Genomic DNA, 18,601 nt, shown 5'->3' with positions numbered 1-18,601 from the left:
TTCACCGGATTTCCTCCATTAGGATGATCGCAAATTCTTTGGAATGTAAGAAAAGCTATTTCGAAATCATCATACTTACCTGAAAACATCCTAAAGATTCTGAATGTCATCATTTTCCAGATTACTCTCAGGTATCCATCCCTCTTTCCCGGCTGAATCTCTGCACCACACCCACCCATCAATATTCTTGGAGCCATAGACAATTTCTCCCGCCTCAACAGTAAGTTCATTGGAATCATAAAAGGTCTTTAGAATGGCCCTATTAAAGTCCAATAATGAAAGGAGCTGTTCAGGAATCCAGGCACATTGACCACTGTCATCAGTACACCATATCCATGAAGGCCATTCATCATCTCTTCTATTCATTGTAACTTTTGTACCAGATTGAAAAGTAGGAGCCAGATTATAACTCCTATGATGACCCTTGATCACTCTGTATTTAATATCCATTGAAACATCATCTGATAATATATTACATATTCACTATAACATATTTCCCGCTTCCTTCAGAAATATGTAAGCTATTTGAAAATTATATTGATTTCCTTTCACGGTTTTATATCGTAAGGAAGAGCCAGCAATAAAAAAACAAAATAATCCTTGGAAACTTAGAAGAAATATTTTTGGATCTTGAGCTGTGAGAAATTTGATCTTGTGGAAAACGAATCTGTTATTCTAACTGCATTCTCAGGTGTTTACCTAAAACGTTCAAAGTATTCATCTATCTCGGACCTCATTTCTATCCCCACCCTCTCGAAACAATCAAGCAGGTCCCCGTAAGTATCTCTTCCCCCAAGGAAATCCCAGAATTCATCTGCAACCATTAGTTCAGCATTGATATCAATCATGCCCCTCATCGTCCACCTATTGTATGGTTTAGGTTCATATGGATTGTAAGGTATGGCAATCAGGCTACTTATTTCCACTTCTGGATATTCAAAAAGTAGAACTGCGACCCACTCAAGTAAAGTTCTCTTGAATTCTTTGAAACTCCCAAAATTTGGTTTTGCAGTCTTTAAGTCGAATAAAAATATTCTCCCATCTATATCTTCAAGATACAGGTCTATCTTTGTTGGTTTAACTTTTACGGCATCTCCTTTTGTAGATGCACTTCGAAGTTTCTCTATTTCTAATTTCTTGTTAGGAAGTGTGCTTCCTGTTATGAGTTTATCCATAATATTTTGAATCTCCGCTTCTGATGCCCTGCTAATAGTATTCCCAACAGAAATATGTGTTTTAACTTTGACGAAATTCTTTTTGGATAACTCTTTCGCAACAGGTTCAAATACGGATGTTCCAAAATTGGTGCTTAGGGAGTGTATGAAAGAATAAAGTGCCATTCTGTCTTTACCTAGAAGTCTGGTATGAAATGGCATATTTGTGGTTTCAGGGGAGTAATCTTTAAATTTTTTCCTTAAACTATCTTTTAGGACATTTTCAATGAGATCCCGTTGATCCTGATCTAACCCCATATCAGTCACTTTCCTTTAGATGGAATATGGTTTCGGAATAGGCACTCTTATCCTTTTCAGTTCTATTGAGAACTGGTCTTCTAAACTGTTCCACAATTTTCATATGTGATTTCTCAGCTATTCTGGGGTATATATTGAATCTGTCATTAGCAACGAGGAAAACATCATAGTCCTCCTTTAGATATTTTTTACAGTTTACTAACACGTGGGATATGTTGTAAATATACCTATTTCTCGCTTCTTTTCCCTGCCCCAGGGACATCCTACCTATTTCAAGGTCGGAATTTTTCTTAAAGCCAAAAAGATCATAAGCATAGGAATGTTGCTCGTGGTAATCAATCATGCCTACGTATGGAGGGCTTGTAAAAATGCCATCAATTTTTCTTTCTTCAATTAATTTGCCAAATTCATAATTCTGTGATTTTACGTTCTTAATTATGTCTATGCTCATAGAATCCCCGGTAATGCATAGTTGCTTTGTCTCAGTCCTGATATCATTAAATTCCTTCAGACGGTTAATGGTGTCTTGACTGTACCTCTCCCACCATCCCAATATTGAAAATATGGGTTTGCAAATTTTTCTGTGTTTGGTGCAGTAATAAGTAGATTTTACTGGCTCGATCAATGTTGCAAGATCAGAATGTGTAGTAGCTCTGCACGATCTAATAGTTCTGCTAAGAACTATCATAACAGCATTCCTCGTTGTTTCGTCGTCAATCTTCTTAACAAGGCTGTAGACAAAATCAATCTCATCTCTAACAGGCTTTAAATACCACACGTCAAGAAAATTATCCTGCCTCTGGTTCGTCAGTTCTATTTTATATTTATCCAAAAGTTCCGTGAAGGTTTTTGAGAATTCTTCTTCTTTCTCCGAAGCATAGAGTTTCTCGTCTATTTCTTCTTTTCTAATTTTATATTTAAACTCTGGTGAAGGAAAATATCTATTATTGAATAAATTGAGTTTCTCTGAAAGTTCTTTTTCAAAATTATAACTTTGAGAGTTATACACAAATTTTCTCAACTGTTCGGTTATATCACTTAAGGTGGATTTCAAATTTTGAAGATCGTACTTTCCAACTTTGACATTGGCTATAAGCGAATTGAATTGTGATATATCTATCCCTACTGCATTTATACCTAATTCATTAGCCTCAACTAAAGTTGTACCACTCCCACAAAATGGGTCAAGTACAATGTCGCCAGGGTGAAAATAAATATCCCTCTTAAACTCGTCTGTGTGTTCATCTAAAAAGTATCTGACAAGTTGAGGAATAAACTTTCCCTTGTATGGATGCAATCTATGTACATGCTTTGTAGTATCGCTCTCCTTGAGATAATCAAACGACAGATTCCAGTTTAGGTCTTCACCTAATTTCTCTTTCCAGAGCAACTCACGTTTTCCAAAATTGGAATTGTAATAATCCATAAGTTCCCGTTTATCTATTAGTATTAACCTGTTCAGGGATATTTTTCTTACCCTCCCATATTGAACCAGATAAGAAATATTTGATGGCGTAATGTTTCTCCCCGTATATTCACTTGCCCATTTGCTCGCCTCTTTTACTGTAAGAAGTTCAATCTGGTTCTCATTTTCCGTATCCTCATTATTATTGATGTCCTTTATTTCAACTTCATCGTTCCCAAAGATTTTCAATATGTCCTTAAGAGTCTCAAAATTCAAGGGAAAACTCCACTTCTTTATCTCTGGATTCCATTTGTGTCCCTTAATTTCTTTAAATTTAGAAATTAATTCAGGATCATAAGGGGTTGAAATGGTTATTCTCCCTTCCCCCGATCTCTCTATAAGAACCTTAGAGTTCATAAAGGACAACATTTAAGTTTAATATACTAATTTTTGCATCAAATTCCATATCTACTTCCATCTATTACCTACTTTAACCTCAAAAATAAATAAGTTGAGTCTATTTCATGCTTATGAAGTTAACTCAAATAGCCTCCGGAGTAATATTACTGATCATTTATTTACTGGCATTTGAGTTCCATGAGGCAGTGCTTGGGTTACCACTTCTTCTTCTTGGTATATTTTTAGTAATATCTGGGGGTAGAGCCAAAAATTTGAAGGTCATTGAAAGAAAATCTGGAATGACCATTTATGAAGGATTGATAAATATCGGGAAGGAAAAGATCAAAAAGGGGGAAATGACCATTGAAGAGAACCTTTTTATTCAAGAAATGGAAAAATTGAAGCCATTTATACTGAAACAGGAGTCAATGCCCCAGATCGGGTTCAACTCCATATACTTAAATTACATGAATGAGGCTGAAGCAGACAGCGAAATGAAGAATATATCTTCTACTGGCCTCAGATGTACCTTTGTGCACGATAAGAGCAATTTTATGGTAAAGATCGACTTCTAAATCTATAAGGTCAGCTTATCTGTAAAGGGCAAGATTTCTATAATTATTTGACCTGAACTTAATGTTTTGTATGGTGGCTCAGATCTTAAATGAACTAAATTTTGGAAATATGATAAAAGACAACTCAGTAGTTGCAATGTCAGGCTTCAATATGGGAACTACCCCTGATTATCTTATATCCGGGCTTCTTGATTATTATAAGAAAACTGGTAAACCAAAAAATCTCTTTGTAATTACAGACGCTCTTCCAGCATCCCCAGGAAGGGCCTTTGATAATGTCATGAAATATATTTATGAGGAAAATGACACTCAGTTTATAAGAGGAATGCTTGTTCCCTTCATGGGTTTTTCACCCTATCTTCAAAAAGTGGCCCTGGAGGGTATAATCCCAATTTATAGCTGGCCTATTGGTCTCACGGCATACTGGTTGAGGGAAATCTCCTCCGGAAGGCCAGGGCTTCTAACAAAGATAGGAATAGACACATACCTTGATCCACAGAATCAGGGAGGAGCCCTTAATGAAAACGCAGTGAAGAGAAGAGAGTGCAATGTAAGGGAGATTACAGTGGATGATGAAAGAACTCTTTTCTTTGAGGGACCCAAACCGGACTATGCATTTATTCGAGCTTCAATCAGTGATCCCAAGGGAAATCTTTCAGTCAGGAACGAGCCCTTTAAGGGTACTATAATGACAATGGCACAGGCCGTTAAAGCACATCCAAACCCCGGGAAGGTTTATGCCCAGGTATTGAGAATAATGAATGGTGGATATATCACACCCCTTGAAGTGGAGGTTCCATGGCCTCTTGTTGATTACGTAATCAGATCTCCTCCTGAATTTCATTCTCAGGCGAGCAGCTTTAACTATGATCCAGAGGTTTCTGTCGGAAACGAATATATCGCAAATCCTGAGTTTATGGAAAAGGATAGGGTTTTGGACAAGGCGGGAGAAGTAATTGTAAATGAAGGCATACGTATATTAAACGAGACATTGAAGGGAAAGGATCGTTTGATGATCAATCTAGGTGTGGGAATTCCAGCCTCCATAGGGCGGTATATTTATGAAAACAATATGAGTGACAAGATAGTTCCAGTCGTCGAATCAGGTCCTTGGGGTGGTGTGACACTTTCAGGGGCAGATTTCGGAGTGTGCAAAGGCTTTTTTGCAGTTTCCACAATCCCAGATATGTTTTCAAATTACGAAGGCGGGATTATAGATGCAGCAGCGCTGGGTTTTTTGCAGATTGATTCAGTGGGGAATGTGAATCCATCCATATTAAAGGATAGAATAACCGGACCAGGGGGATTTCCTGTTATAGCCCAGGGCACCCCAGTTGCCATATTCATGGGCAAATTCATGGCTGGGAAAATGGATATAGATGTGAACAACGGATTACTTAATATAAAGAAGGACGGACAGGGAATAAAATTTGTGAAAGATGTCTATCGGATTCTGTTCAGCGGAAGGCAGGCATCCATTCATGGCAAGAAAGTTATATATATTACAGAAAGGGCTGAGTTCGAACTTGGCAAAGATGGACTCATATTGACCAGGATTGCACCAGGAGTTGACCTGGATAAGGACATACTGGGAAAGATGGAATTCAAACCAGAAATATCAAAGAATCTTAAGGATCTGGATCTGTAGAGATTAGTGTTTAAATAAAATAATCCGTATATACATAATATGAGAACTGTTGCTGAGTTATTGATAGACACACTGGAATCTGCCGGCATCAAGAGAATTTATGGGCTTCCTGGAGATTCCTTAAATCCACTTATGGATGCAATAAGAAAAAATGAGAAGGTGGAGTTTGTACAGGTAAGGCACGAAGAGGGTGCAGCATTGGAGGCAGCCTTTGATTCCAAATATACCGGCGAATTATCTGTATGTATGGGGACTTCAGGTCCAGGATCAATACATCTTCTGAATGGCCTCTATGAGGCCAAAATGGATCATGTACCCGTACTTGCATTAACCGGTCAAATAGAAAACTGATCTTCTTGGAAAGGAATACTTTCAAGAAGTGGACATGATGGATCTGTTCAGGAATGTTTCAGTTTATAGCCAGAGAATTACAAATCCTGATTCTGCACAGTACTTATTTGAAAGGGCAATTACAAGCGCCCTTAACATGCGTGGCGTAGCTCATCTGGATCTGCCGGTGGATATTCTAAGATCGAGTGTTAACAGTGTTCCAGGCAAAGAGATAATTGGAAGACAAAGTCTGACCTTAAGACCCGATCTTTCCAAATGTGAAGAATTGATTGGCCAGTCGGAAAGTCCAGTAATTATGTATGGAAGCGGGTGCCGTGGACTTTCTATTGAGCTCATGGACTTTGCAGAAAAAATTGGTGCACCTCTTATTTACGCACTGAAGGGAAAAGGAATCCTTTCTGATAATGATCCAAGGGTGATGGGTGGTCTCGGACTACTGGGGACAAAACCCTCAGTGGAAGCAATGAAGAGGAGTGATCTGATTATATTCATAGGAACGGACTTTCCCTACACACAGTTTCTTGATCCATCCAAAAATTCGATTCAGGTGGATTCGAATCCAATGAGCATAGGGAAGAGAATAAAACCAACCATTTCTGTAATATGCGATGCAGCATATTTTCTGAAAAACATAAATCCCGAGATAAAGGAGAAAAAATTTTTCATTCAATGGAAAAAGAAAAGAAAAACTGGATCGAAAGAATGGAAGAGGATGAAAAGGGAGGAAAGGACGAACTGAATCCTGAGGCAGTGGTTGCTGCAATGGCGTCCAGAATTCCTCCGGATTCCATTATAATTGGTGATACGGGAAACGTAACCGTCTGGACAGCAAGGAATATGAGGTTTGATTCAACAAGGGAGTTTTTCTTTTCTCCATGGCTTGGAAGCATGGGAACAGGAATACCGGGTTCAATCGGATTATCATTTGCATCTGGCAAACCTGTATATGCAATAGTCGGAGATGGAAGTGCCGCAATGACAATGATGGAACTTATAACCGCCAAAAAATATGAAAGAAACATAAAGGTAGTTGTGTTTAACAACGCAAAACTTGGGATGATAAAATTTGAAGAGGAGGTAATGGGATATCCTGAGTTTGGTGTTGATCTTTTGAATCCGGATTTTGAAATGATAGGAAAAGCCATCGGAATCGGTGGATTTACAATAAGATCAGGGAATGAACTTGAAGACGTTATGGATAAGTTCTTCAACTATCAGGAACCTGCCATACTAAACGCATTTGTCAGTTCAAAGGAAAAACCAATGCCTCCAAAGCTGAGCTTTGAGCAGGCAAAGGGGTATGTAACATCAATATTAAGGGAGAAAATAGGATAAAAGACCTTGTTTGGTTCAAACGGATTCTTTCCTTAACTCCTTTTTTAGAACCTTCCCCACAATGCTCTTGGGCAGGGATTCCCTGAACTCTATTATCCTTGGTATTTTGTAAATGGCAAGGTACTTAAGGCAGAACTTTTTAACTTCATCATCTGTCATCTTTTCCCCTTTCTTCAGAACGATGAATGCCTTTACATCCTCTCCCCTGTGTGGATCAGGAACACCAATAACGGCAGCCTCCTCAATCTTTGGGTTCTTATAAAGAATCTCCTCGATCTCTCTTGGATATATGTTATATCCGCCTGCAATTATGACATCCTTCTTTCTGTCAACAATGTGTATGTATCCTTCCTCGTCAATGAGACCTATATCGCCCGTATAGAGCCATCCATCTTTTATGGTGTCTTCCGTTTCCTTCTTTTTATTGAGGTACCCCATCATTACCTGTGGACCCTTGACGGCAATCTCACCAGGTTCTCCAAAAGGCATCTCCTTGTCTCCCGTTTCAGCATCCATTATTCTTACCTGTGTGTTTGGAATGGGAAATCCCACAGAACCTATCTTCTTTTTTGTCCTGTCTATGGGTGTTGCACAAACAACAGGAGATGTTTCAGTTAATCCATAACCCTCGATTATAGATCCCTTCGTCCTCTGTGTGAATTCCTCCTCAAGTTCGTTAGGAAGTGGAGCAGCTCCTGATAGAAGGAGTGAAATTCCGGAGAGGTCGTATTTTTTTCTCAATTTGCTTCTAAGAATTGAGTGATACATCGTCGGTATTCCTGGAAAAACAATATTTTTTTCCTTTCCTATTGTCTTCAGCAACCTTTCTGTGTCTCTCGGATCGGGTACTATAATAATTCTGCTTCCAAGAAATACAGGAAGAAGGAGAGCTGTCATCATACCATAAACATGAAAGAAGGGTATGGCAGAAAGAAAATCAAGATCCTTTTTCATCTTTTCAGGTACCCACTCTTCCAGCATATACATGTTGGAGATAAGGTTATAATGACTCAGCAGTGCACCCTTTGGTATACCAGTAGTTCCACCGGTATACTGTATTACCGCTGGTGTCATTTTTGGATCTACCTTCTCTTCTCCAAGTTCCTTGGTGCCATTGGAATTTGGACCAAAAAGAACGATCTGCTTTGTATATTCTATCTCAACATCCTCTTTCTTCAACTTTCTTGAAAGAGAGAAAATGGAACCAATAAAACCAGGCAGATAATCCTTAATTCTTGTAACTATGATTTTACTCACAGATGTGGGTACAAGATTTTGCACCTTTGGGAAGAAATCATCCAGCACAATAAGGGTCTCTGCTGAAGAATCATCCATCTCTTCCTTAACTTCATAGGCTGTATACAGTGGATTTACCTGAACTACAATTGCACCCAGCTTCAATATGGCGAAAAAAAGGATGGCATACTGGGGTGAATTTGGAACCATAAGCCCTACCCTTGATGACTCCCTCACACCCTGATCAAAGAGAAAATTTGCCGCCCTGTCTACACTGGCCTTAAATTCAGAATATGTCCACTTTTTTCCAATAAAGTCCAGAGATATATTGTTGGGATATTTCTTTGCAGTTTCTTCCAGAACAGAATATACACTTCTTTCAGGTATATGGATCTCCCTTCTAACGTATTCAGGATAATTTTTTTTCAAAATTTCTTCATAGCTATTCGTCCCAGAACTCTCCATAATTATCAACCTTGTAATTGTTAATATGTTTTAATTTTTTCATAAATGAGTTCCATATAAATATAAAAATCAAAATTATGACTCCAATTTGAGGCACTATGTTTCTCTTTAGGTTCCTATGCACAATTCAGCAAAAGGATTCCTATTTTGAAATATTCAGATTTTATGAAACAACTCTGTCTTATAATGATTTTTTTCGGAACATTATTGAGCAATCAGACGTTGGGAATATCATGTATGTTTACTGTCAAAAATTATATAGTGTTAAATTCTAATAGTTTGTGCATAAACAATCCATAACTACAGAGGATTATCTTAAGTCAATCCATGAGCTCACAGAATACAGGGGTTATGCAAGTTTAACGGATATAGGGAAGATCCTTGGCACTGCAAGGCAGAGTGTTTACGACGAGATCAATATAATGCTTGATAAGAAACTTGTCAGAAGACTGGAAAGAGGAAAATATGTTCTCACAGAGAAGGGTCAGATGGATGCAAATAAGTTTCTAAGAAAGCACAGAATAGCAGAAATTCTTCTTTTTCAGGCACTTTCCATGAACTGGGAGCACCTTGATGATCAGGCGATGGGAATTGAACACGGAATGACAGAGGAGATTATGGATAAGGTATGTGAAAAGTATGGATGCATTAAGTGCCCCCACGGAAATCCAGTTCCTGATAGAAACGGCTTTTCCTCGCCTCCACAGGATATGAAGATGTCTGGGGCCATCCAGGGCGAAAAATATACAGTATCAAGAGTAATATTTGAAGAAAAATCAATACTTTCCTTTCTCAACGAAAACCAGTTATATCCGGGAACTGAGATATCATATACTAATGATGGCCACTGGGAACTCAATGGAAAGAAGATTAATTTTCCCGAGAATGTGGCAGATGCTATTAGAATTAAAATAAAAAATTCAACGTAAAAATATACAGTTATTGCGATCAATTAGAAACTGAGAATATTGGAATTTGAAGGTTACATATATATTTGATTTTCATAATAACCATGAAATTTTTGTTTTCCTATTATCTGATAACATGTATGGTTCTCCTTACCGAAATATAATTATGTAAGGAATACCTTACATAATAAAATGAAATTTCATGATGCATTACTGCTTTTTGGCCCTGCCTGGGTAATCATGATGGCAGATGTAGATGCATCAAGCGTAATAACCGCAGTGACGAACGGTGAGATCTATGGGTATGGGTTGATATTTTTTCTCCTGATTCTTTCAATTCCACTTTTCATAATTCAGGATGCCATGGGTAGAATCGGATCTACTGTTCAGGGATATGGATTTGGAGACCTTATGAGAATGCAATTTTCAAAGAGAATTGCCGTAATTTCATCCTTTCCCATGTTCGGGATTGATATATTCACATATGTAATTGAATACGCCGGAATTGGCACAGGAGCCCTTATAATAGGCATTCCTCTATACATATCTCTGCCCTCAATCTTTCTAGTACACCTCCTTATACTACTTCTGAAGGAGTATAAAATTATAGAAAAGCCTCTTTTATTGGTTTCTTTCCTTTTGCCCGTGGCCTTTCTTGGTGAGATGTTATTGCGTGGTGTAAGAACTGATGGTGGAATAAGTTCATTATTCTACTTTTCCACATCCCATAATTATGTATTCTTTCTTGCAGCCAATGTGGGTGCAGTTATTATGCCTTTTATGCTGTTTTATCAAAGTTCAGCAACATCATACAAATATGTGCGTTTAAAAATGAAAATAGAAGACAGAATAAAATGGTCCAGGAAGGAGACACTTGCCGGAGCATTCTTCTCGGAACTTATAATGGTGATAATAGAAATAGGATCTACCGGTATTAAGAAGAATATAGGTGTGCTCAATCCCGTGACTCTTTCCCAGAATCTTTTAACGATTGCCGGGCCCTATTCACACATATTTTTTGGCTTCGGCCTTATAATGGCTGGTTTTCTAGCCCTTGTTACCATATCACTTGGGAGTTCATGGGGAACTCTCGAGTCCCTTGGTAAATATAATCAGAAAAATATGGTGATTCTTTACATTGCTGAATCCTTGCCCGCTCTTATCCTCACCTTGGTAATTTCCCATCTTCAATCCATTGTGGGTTTTGTTCTTGAACTTATGTCTCTGAGTCCTCTGGTTTTGATACTCCCAGGAATTATGGGAGGACTTCTGGTCAGAGATAAAAGAATAATGGGCAAATATGCCTACGGTCCATTTTCAGCGGCAATTTACTGGATAACTCTCACAGTAATGGTTTCCTTTGGAATTTTGTCAATTCTTATTTAAATTCAATAAAAAAAGAAGGATTATTTGAAGGCCAGATATGCTTTGTGTGCCTTCTCAAATCTCAGATTCACAGATTTCCAGTCCACGTTCTTCATAAACGCGTCCAGATATGGGGCTCTCTTTGCACCATAATCAACATAATATGCGTGCTCATAAACATCCAGAGCAAGCACCACTATGGCGTTCCATATTCCATTTGTGTTGTGGACATCTGCACCTATATTTCTCAACTTGCCTGTATTGAGGTCATATACAAGAAGAGCCCACCCTCTGAATGCCGTTCCTGTTGCCTTGAAGTCTTCCACCCACTTTTCATAGGAGCCAAAGTCCTCTTCAATTTTCTTTTTCAGTTCAGGTGAAAGGTTCTTTTCTCCGTCCTTTTTAAGACTCTCGAAATATATTTCATGAAGAAGTGAACCATCGTAGTTAAAAGTCTCCTCAAGTTTAAGTTCCCTGAATTCGCTGTAATTCTGGTTTGCCTTGCTTCTGTCTGCGTTGGGGAGTCTCTCCCAGATTTCATTTAATTTAGTAACGTAGCCGTTGTAGTGTGTCTCAAAATGATAATCTATCTGCTGATCCGATATACCATCTAGCCCCTTAGGCTTAAATTGATTTTTCTTTTCCCATTTTTCTACCATTTTTTCACCAATTCTGTATTTACAGCGTCTTTAAAAAATGTTTTGGTCTTTTAAAAATGACTATTAAATTATAATAATTATCAATTACTTAGAGATATAAATAAAAGATGTAAAGATTTATCAAAATCAGTCATTAGGCCTGGAAATCCCCTTCCTGACAAAGTAGAGCAGTGCTATGAATACTACTACAACAACTGGCACAATTACAAGAAAAGTGTTTCTATACCCAAGGAGAGTTACAACCTCTCCACTGATGAATGGCATTGCAACACCTATGGCCATCATAATTGAGAAAAAGTAACTGTTTGCTGCATTCCTTGTTTCAGGTGAAAATGATCTTGTTATACTCATAACAGAAATGGGATAGGTGAAACCGTGAGGAATTCCCAGAATTAGAAAGGCCAGAAGGTATATAAAATAGACATGGGAAGTGGATAATACGATTAGACCAATCATTGTTAAGGAAACAGAAATTATCATGAGAGGGGCAAGTTTTTGAGGTGCAAGAAAGGTGAAAACAAGCCTGGACAGGAATGAGGTGAGAAAGAAAGCACTGAATGTTAGGTTTATTGTGGAATATTGAAGACCAAAATCTGATTTGCCGAATAGACCACCATATGTGGTCAGAATGGCGAAGGGAACATTGTATGTTAGTATATTGAGAAGGGCAATAATGAAACCGTTGTTTTTGACCACAGAAACATTCACAGAAGGGTTAATTTCTGAGGTATCTTTCCTCTTCTCCTCAGGAAATTTTATGAACAGGGAATCGAAGAATGCCACAACTGGGAATACGGAAAAAAACAAAAATGACTGTTGAAGGGGGACATAATTTAATATTTCGCCCTCTATGAAGGGCCCCATTATAAGTGATAAACTGAGTGTAAGTGTATAAAGAGAAAGAATTCTCTCCCTAACCTTTCTTTCCTTGAAAAGACTGGCTGATGTAATTATGTTGGGCATTATGGAACCCAGTGTGAAACCTGCAATTGCCATTACGATCCATAGGGTGTATGCGTTGGAAAAGGCAAAAAATGGAAATATTATGGCATAAACAAGAGAGGATCCTATGAACAATTTTCTCCTTCTTTCGGACTCAAGAGGAGCATTCAGGAAAGTGCTCATTATAAACATTGTGAGTGCAGTGAAGGCTGCAAGCATCCCGACCTCAAACTTCGAATAATCAAATATGTATTTGGCAAGAAGCGGGGTCGAGGTAACAAACATATTATTACTTGCACGAACCGCGAAGGTCATTGAGAGAATTACTGCAATTACTGATAATAATGAGGGAATTTGTGATTTAGAGTCTTTCATTTAAAATTTCCGTCCTTATCTCTTCATAATCACCGGGTTTTTCCAGAACTGGTTTCATTTTAAGAATTATCCCGTGAACAAATTCATCTGGAAATTTATTGGGTAAAACCGAATTGACGTACTTAGCCGTCTCCTCTGGTTTTTCTCTGAACCTTTTCAGGCCTTCATTGTAAGCTTCCAAAAACTCATTTAGGTATTCATCCGGAACCTTTGCCGAACAGCTTCCCGGTATATACAGACCTGCCTTTGAAGCCCTGTCCTCTAGAAGTGTTCCCTTTTGACCTGAACTTACGGGAACTATTGCGCTGTCAACCTCTCCCTTTGCCATTAGGTTTTGAATATCCTGTTGGTTGTCCACATATACAAGTTGGGTTGGGAGTTTCTCTCTTCTAATAATTGCCCTTGCAATATAATCGTTGGCGCTACCCTTTCTCCAAAGGGCCATTTTCTTTCCAAACTCAGGAGTTACAACACTTAAACCGCTAAGAAGGACGAGGTCTATTGGTATACCTCTCTTCATAAGGCCAACCGATGAATCCAATATTATGGGAGCATCCCCATCCTTTGCAAAACTTATGTTGAACTTATCGCTTTCTGAAGCGATCAACGGAAAGCATACTGGTCCTGGAGCTGCAATTACTTTTATAGCCATACTTGGGTATCTTAATTATATATAAATAATTTATCTATTGAAGTTTTTCCATTACCATGAGAAGATCATCAATCATACTTCTTGCTATTTTCAGCGCCTTATAATGGTTTTTCAAGAAGGTTAGCCCTTCATCAGTTAAGGAATAAATCAGGATTTCTTGCCCGCGTTCGTTAATTTCCTTATCAATGGACAGGAATCCTCTTTCTCTGAGATTCTTGAGGAGAACATATATGGTTCCAGGAGGTAGTTCTATTCCCGCCTTACTCTCTATCTTCTGCTGTAAGTCATATCCATGACACGGCGAAATAAGTATTTCCCTTAAAATGTACAGACTAAGTATGCCTCTTATTATTTTCTCCTCAGCTATGTTTTCGCCCTTAACCGGCATGAATTTTCAAAAAGAAATAGATAATTTTCTTATATATGTTTCTATTCTTCATCATCATTGTCATAGTTTTCTTCACGATAAAGAGTATCTTCATCCTCCCCACCGCTTAAAAACAGAGACATTTCAGAGTAAATATCCTCAAGCCCTTCCATATTTTTTGAGGATACTGGAATAACCTTTGCACTCAATCCGCTTTCATTGAATGCATTCAGTACATTATAGAAGTAGTCCTTTCTCATCTCACCCTTTTCTATCATGAAGTCATCTATGAGGCTTTCTGGTTCGCTTTCCCATTCCAGAATTCTATTCAGTGATCCTTCATCTATAAGGTCTTTCTTGTTCATCACAAAGAGGGTTGGTTTGAAAAACCTTGTAAGAACAGATGCGTAGATCAACTTTTGCGAAATATGACCAGAGGCTGAAGAGGAAACAGCAGCATCAGCCACAAAGGCCAGCATCGACTTCTTTCCTCCAAGGGCATCCACCAGAATTGGTGATGAGGTTCTTAGGGTAAATAGTTCTATCTGGCCAGGAGTATCAAAAATGATATAATAATCGTCAAGTTCTTCAAGTGATTCTTTAATTCTGTCTATCTGCTCTATTATGAGATCAGCAGCCACTATCTGGGCTCCGTTTGGGCCCAGATTGAATTCACTCATGATGCTTGAAATCACTATCCACTCTCTTATATCAATATCCGCTTCATAGGGTATAAATTCAGAACCGGGATCAAGGTTCACTATTGCTGAATCCATCCCATTGAGGGTGAACCACTCCTTCATTGCACCACATAATGAAGATTTTCCAGTTCCAGCTGGACCTGTCACAAATATGGCTCCCTTCATGCGTCGATCTCCTCCTCTTCCTGGAAAAGATCAAGGGAATTTGTCTCCTCATTCTCCTTTTCGGGAAAATTAAAGGATGTTTCAATGGTTCTGAAGAGATTCTCAATCCTGTATTTCAGGGCTTCATCTAATTGAAAACTGGACACTATTTTTCTTGTTTCTTCCATATATTTCACTATGCCACCCCTATGTATTGTCAGTGTAATACTATTTTGGCCGCATTTATAGCATTTCCCAGAAAGTGGGATTCTTCTGAATTTGGTGTTACACTTTGTGCATCTGAATTCCTGCGAGAAGAATCCTCTGAAATTTCCGAACATGTCTGGCAAAAAGTGTGAATTTATGAGTCTACCTGCAACGTCATTTTCATCCACAGCTCTTATTATCCTTGCGAGTTCCAGTTGATTTTTGATCTTGTCACCCATTGTAACCAGAGTTTTGTATGAAGATAAGAGGACACCGCCATTTATGTCCGATGTTGAAAACATAAAGTTTATGCCCCGGGCAGACCCCGTTTCCTCAATGAGATACTTTACAGGTCTCATTATCTCTTCTATTTCAGAGGGTTTTGCATTCCTCTCAGTTGCAAGATAAAATTCCAGGGGATATTTGGCCAGACTGTCCACATTTAATGCCTCCTTATCGACTTCGTCAGGCTTCAGAAGAAGAGTCATGACAAGTGGGGCATCCATCAGACCCCCGGTGGTTGAAGGAAGAAAATCTCTGGAGAAATTGAGCAACCCATCCATCAAAAGCATTATTGAATCCTCATCGCCGTCACAATTTCTTCTCTTGGCTGCGTGATAAAATGGATGGGCATATCCTGCATTAACATTTGAAAATCCAATTATTCTTCCTGCTATGCCTCCCGATGTATGAGGGGCAAGTCCTATCACTATGTGACCTATCAGATCCTCTGGGTTTTCGCATCTGTAATAGGGCTCCATACCATAATATTTCACGAGAAGTTCATCAACAAATTTTGAAACTCGGAAGAGATATTCTGCACTATCCCATGGTATTATGAGATCCTGTGTGAAGATTTCATTTATCCCAGGTTCATATCCCAGTTCAATCGCTTTTTTATCTGGGAGCCTTATTTCACTGGATAAAAAATGAGTTACTGGAACATCGCTCATATCATATCTGCATGTACCATCCTTGTTTACAGATATATCATAATATGCCCTTAATATACCTTTTTCCAAAGGTTCAGCCACCCTCCCTCTGGACATCAGTTTCTTAACGCATTTGACTTCCTTCAGACTTTTCTGGTCAATCTCAATCCTTGAAAGTGCTCTTTCAAAAATTTCCTTTAAATTTACGTCGACCCTCTTGTATTTATTTTGACTCTTTGTCCTGCCACCGCAACTTGGACAGATTATCTCAGGAGATACGGTTGCGCAATTCATGCACTCTCTGAGATTAATTTCGACGCTGTATTTTCCATCTGTCTTTGAAACAGCATCCAGTACAGACCTTCTTGCTCCTCCCATGTTTTCAATGGGAAATAGCCCATGAACCTTTGGCTTCATCTTTCGGTCGCCGGCCTTTTCAGGTCTCCCAAGCCTGGCACCAACTCTCACAGGTGATCTTTCTCTTATCTCTATTCCAGTAATTTTCATCAGATAATCGACGGTGTTTCCATTAAAATTGGTTTTTTCAAAGTTCTTAAACATTAGTTCCAGAATCCCGTTGTCTTTCAGTATAATGTACCCATCTTTAGTTGAAAACTCAACTCCAAGTCTTATCAGAAATTCTCTGATATCCTCCTTTTCTTTTATCTCCGGATACCTTCCAGATTCTATCTCTTCCCTCATGTATGCTGCAAATATATCAATTTCTTCAATAGTCAAATCATGCCAGAAATAGTTAAACTTAGGGTGAAGTGGCACAGAATATGTCTTTGCAATCTGGAATGCCTGAATGGCATTCTTCGGTGCCATTAGATTTTCAGGTACTCCACTCTTCATTGCCAACAGATTCCAGTATTCCACGCTGAACGGGCTTTTTTCAAGTACATGGTTATTTTCAAGAAAATCACCGTAAGAAATCAGAATTTCACCAAGATCTGTTATTTCTTTTATTTTGTCTCTCACATTTTTTGCATCTTTTTCTGATCTCACGATCATATGCGTTCCATCCTCAAGGAGTACCATTGGTCCCTCAATCTCGTCGCAGGGGGTTATGGCCGCTGCTTTTCCAGGCATTTCAACCTTTATCTGACTTCCTGTGGCTATAAAATCTCTCAATACGATCATTGTCGCCGGATGTATGGATGCAGCGGCAAGTCCGGAAAGTCTTGATCTTCCGTATCTTAATCTGAAACCACCTGGTCTATTTGGATGTGAAAACACTGGCCTACCTGCAACAAGATCGCTCAAAAATTTTAAGGCCTTTTTATCGCCACCAGAAGAGTTTGATTTACCACTCTCGTTTAAAAAATTCCAGTCATCTATGCCCAAAGCCGCAGTGTGTTTTAGAACTTTTTTGGATTTTTGAAGTAGTCCTTCACAGAGAACAAGGCACATTCCTCCCCTGATCTTGTTGGTCTTAATTCTCTCCATGTCTCTGTGACCTGAAATTTCTTCGTCTTCACTACCTTCACCGTCAATACAAACGGGACAATTTACCATCACCCTTCTTATTTCTTCGCTATCTGGTAGATATTGGAGGTGCTTCACTCTGTTATATGCCTGTATTTCTTCTATATATCTTTCAATCTCATCCTCTGTTGCCTTAAATTTTCCTATTTTAAGTTCTCTCCTCACGATGTCTCCAATAAGAACACTCAACGCCTGGGCTGTTCCTCCGGCACCTCTTATGGGTCCTGCATATACTATTGATGCATAATCGGAACCGTCGCTGTTTTTACCTATATTCACCTGAGATATACCTTCAAGTGGCGCTACCAAAATACCCTCAGTTAAAATAGCCAATCCAGCTCTTATGGCCTTGTCAAGAGCCATCTCCTTTCCCTGATCTGCAAATTTTGCGGCAATTTTTTTAGCCATTTCAAGAGAAACCTCTTCCCTTGACATTTTCTGTGAAAGTTCTCTTATCTCTTTTCCTATTCCCTTGATTCCAAGAAGTTCCTCAACACGGTCAGCCATATCGTTGGCTAAAGGGATTTCAACTCTTTCCGTTACATCTTTGCCTCTGGATCTGGCCTCTATACCTATACGGTAGCATTCCTCCACCTTAGCCTTAATATTTTCCTTATACTCTTCTTCTGACCAGGGAGACATAACTCATGATAGTGCATAATGATTTTATGTTTTTGCATTTGTTTGCAATGCTATTTAACTTACTGTTGTAGAATCAGCATGTTATTTCTGATATTTCTGCATTTTTTTATAATTTCAATAAATTTATTAAATAGTAGGGAGACCAATTCTCATAGGTGTAATTTTCTAATTGTTTATCTCAGAATTAATTTTGAGGTTTTCTATTTTCTACCTTATTCTGTAAATTTTCTGCATAACTTCCTGATTACCGCTAAAGATCAATCTATTTTTGACTGTTTATTTTCTTAATTATCCCTTTTTATCACTATTTCCCATGAAATTTCTTAAATAATT

At 38.5% G+C, this 18,601-nt stretch carries 17 protein-coding genes; 7 read left to right on the top strand and 10 right to left on the bottom strand.

Going from position 1 to position 18,601, the window contains the following annotated elements; genetic code table 11:
- Positions 1-90: 90 nt before the first annotated feature.
- From ACNF42_RS05565 to ACNF42_RS05555, 3 genes are all read right to left on the bottom strand, one after another.
- Positions 91-450: an SH3 domain-containing protein gene (locus tag ACNF42_RS05565; protein ID WP_443339679.1), complete on the bottom strand. Its 360-nt coding sequence runs from the start codon at positions 448-450 to the stop codon at positions 91-93.
- Positions 451-695: 245 nt separating this feature from the next.
- On the bottom strand, positions 696-1,472 hold the full coding sequence (locus ACNF42_RS05560; RefSeq protein ID WP_443339678.1) for a TdeIII family type II restriction endonuclease: 777 nt from the start codon (positions 1,470-1,472) through the stop codon (positions 696-698).
- A 1-nt stretch (position 1,473) separates the two neighbouring features.
- Positions 1,474-3,294, bottom strand: a complete 1,821-nt coding sequence (locus ACNF42_RS05555) for a DNA methyltransferase (RefSeq protein WP_443339677.1) — start codon at positions 3,292-3,294, stop codon at positions 1,474-1,476.
- Positions 3,295-3,407: 113 nt separating this feature from the next.
- Between ACNF42_RS05555 and ACNF42_RS05550 the strand changes: the two genes are divergently transcribed.
- The 5 genes from ACNF42_RS05550 to ACNF42_RS05530 all read left to right on the top strand — a co-directional run bounded on the left by ACNF42_RS05550 (position 3,408) and on the right by ACNF42_RS05530 (position 7,185).
- A complete protein-coding gene (locus tag ACNF42_RS05550) occupies positions 3,408-3,851 on the top strand; it encodes a hypothetical protein (RefSeq protein WP_443339675.1) in 444 nt (147 codons plus the stop codon).
- Positions 3,852-3,921: 70 nt separating this feature from the next.
- Positions 3,922-5,499 (top strand): CoA-transferase, encoded by a 1,578-nt coding sequence (locus ACNF42_RS05545; RefSeq protein ID WP_443339673.1) that lies wholly within the window; start codon positions 3,922-3,924, stop codon positions 5,497-5,499.
- Between the two features lie 39 nt (positions 5,500-5,538).
- Positions 5,539-5,850, top strand: coding sequence for a thiamine pyrophosphate-binding protein (locus ACNF42_RS05540; RefSeq protein ID WP_443339671.1), 312 nt, complete (start codon positions 5,539-5,541; stop codon positions 5,848-5,850).
- A 37-nt stretch (positions 5,851-5,887) separates the two neighbouring features.
- Positions 5,888-6,589, top strand: a complete 702-nt coding sequence (locus ACNF42_RS05535; RefSeq protein WP_443339669.1) for a hypothetical protein — start codon at positions 5,888-5,890, stop codon at positions 6,587-6,589.
- A complete protein-coding gene (locus tag ACNF42_RS05530; RefSeq protein WP_443339667.1) occupies positions 6,553-7,185 on the top strand; it encodes a thiamine pyrophosphate-dependent enzyme in 633 nt (210 codons plus the stop codon). Before ACNF42_RS05535 ends, ACNF42_RS05530 begins: the two co-directional genes overlap by 37 nt.
- Before the next feature lie 15 nt (positions 7,186-7,200).
- Here ACNF42_RS05530 and ACNF42_RS05525 read toward each other — a convergent pair whose 3' ends face one another.
- Positions 7,201-8,886, bottom strand: a complete 1,686-nt coding sequence (locus tag ACNF42_RS05525; protein WP_443339665.1) for a long-chain-fatty-acid--CoA ligase — start codon at positions 8,884-8,886, stop codon at positions 7,201-7,203.
- Positions 8,887-9,167: 281 nt separating this feature from the next.
- Between ACNF42_RS05525 and ACNF42_RS05520 the strand changes: the two genes are divergently transcribed.
- Both ACNF42_RS05520 and ACNF42_RS05515 read left to right on the top strand, forming a co-directional pair.
- Positions 9,168-9,815, top strand: a complete 648-nt coding sequence (locus tag ACNF42_RS05520) for a metal-dependent transcriptional regulator (RefSeq protein ID WP_443339663.1) — start codon at positions 9,168-9,170, stop codon at positions 9,813-9,815.
- A 171-nt stretch (positions 9,816-9,986) separates the two neighbouring features.
- On the top strand, positions 9,987-11,180 hold the full coding sequence (locus ACNF42_RS05515; protein ID WP_443339661.1) for an NRAMP family divalent metal transporter: 1,194 nt from the start codon (positions 9,987-9,989) through the stop codon (positions 11,178-11,180).
- Between the two features lie 20 nt (positions 11,181-11,200).
- On the opposite strand, the gene ACNF42_RS05510 is transcribed toward ACNF42_RS05515, so the two are convergent.
- The 6 genes from ACNF42_RS05510 to ACNF42_RS05485 form a co-directional block, all read right to left on the bottom strand.
- On the bottom strand, positions 11,201-11,818 hold the full coding sequence (locus ACNF42_RS05510) for a superoxide dismutase (protein WP_443339659.1): 618 nt from the start codon (positions 11,816-11,818) through the stop codon (positions 11,201-11,203).
- Between the two features lie 126 nt (positions 11,819-11,944).
- On the bottom strand, positions 11,945-13,135 hold the full coding sequence (locus ACNF42_RS05505) for an MFS transporter (protein ID WP_443339657.1): 1,191 nt from the start codon (positions 13,133-13,135) through the stop codon (positions 11,945-11,947).
- Complete coding sequence (locus ACNF42_RS05500; protein WP_443339655.1) at positions 13,122-13,787, bottom strand: DUF3834 domain-containing protein; 666 nt, start codon at positions 13,785-13,787, stop codon at positions 13,122-13,124. The genes ACNF42_RS05505 and ACNF42_RS05500 overlap by 14 nt, the downstream gene beginning before the upstream one ends.
- Positions 13,788-13,821: 34 nt before the next feature.
- Positions 13,822-14,175, bottom strand: coding sequence for a PadR family transcriptional regulator (locus ACNF42_RS05495; protein WP_443339653.1), 354 nt, complete (start codon positions 14,173-14,175; stop codon positions 13,822-13,824).
- Positions 14,176-14,216: 41 nt separating this feature from the next.
- Positions 14,217-15,020 carry a PRK13768 family protein gene (locus ACNF42_RS05490; protein WP_443339651.1) on the bottom strand — a complete coding sequence of 268 codons (804 nt, stop codon included), beginning with the start codon at positions 15,018-15,020 and terminating at the stop codon, positions 14,217-14,219.
- Entirely contained in the window at positions 15,017-18,268 is a 3,252-nt protein-coding gene (locus ACNF42_RS05485; RefSeq protein WP_443339649.1) for a DNA polymerase II large subunit, read from the bottom strand. The genes ACNF42_RS05490 and ACNF42_RS05485 overlap by 4 nt, the downstream gene beginning before the upstream one ends.
- Between the last annotated feature and the right edge of the window lie 333 nt (positions 18,269-18,601).

This window comes from Cuniculiplasma thermophilum (assembly GCF_052315355.1).
Lineage (GTDB): Archaea > Thermoplasmatota > Thermoplasmata > Thermoplasmatales > Thermoplasmataceae > Cuniculiplasma.
This window is presented reverse-complemented; position numbering and strand designations above follow the sequence as displayed.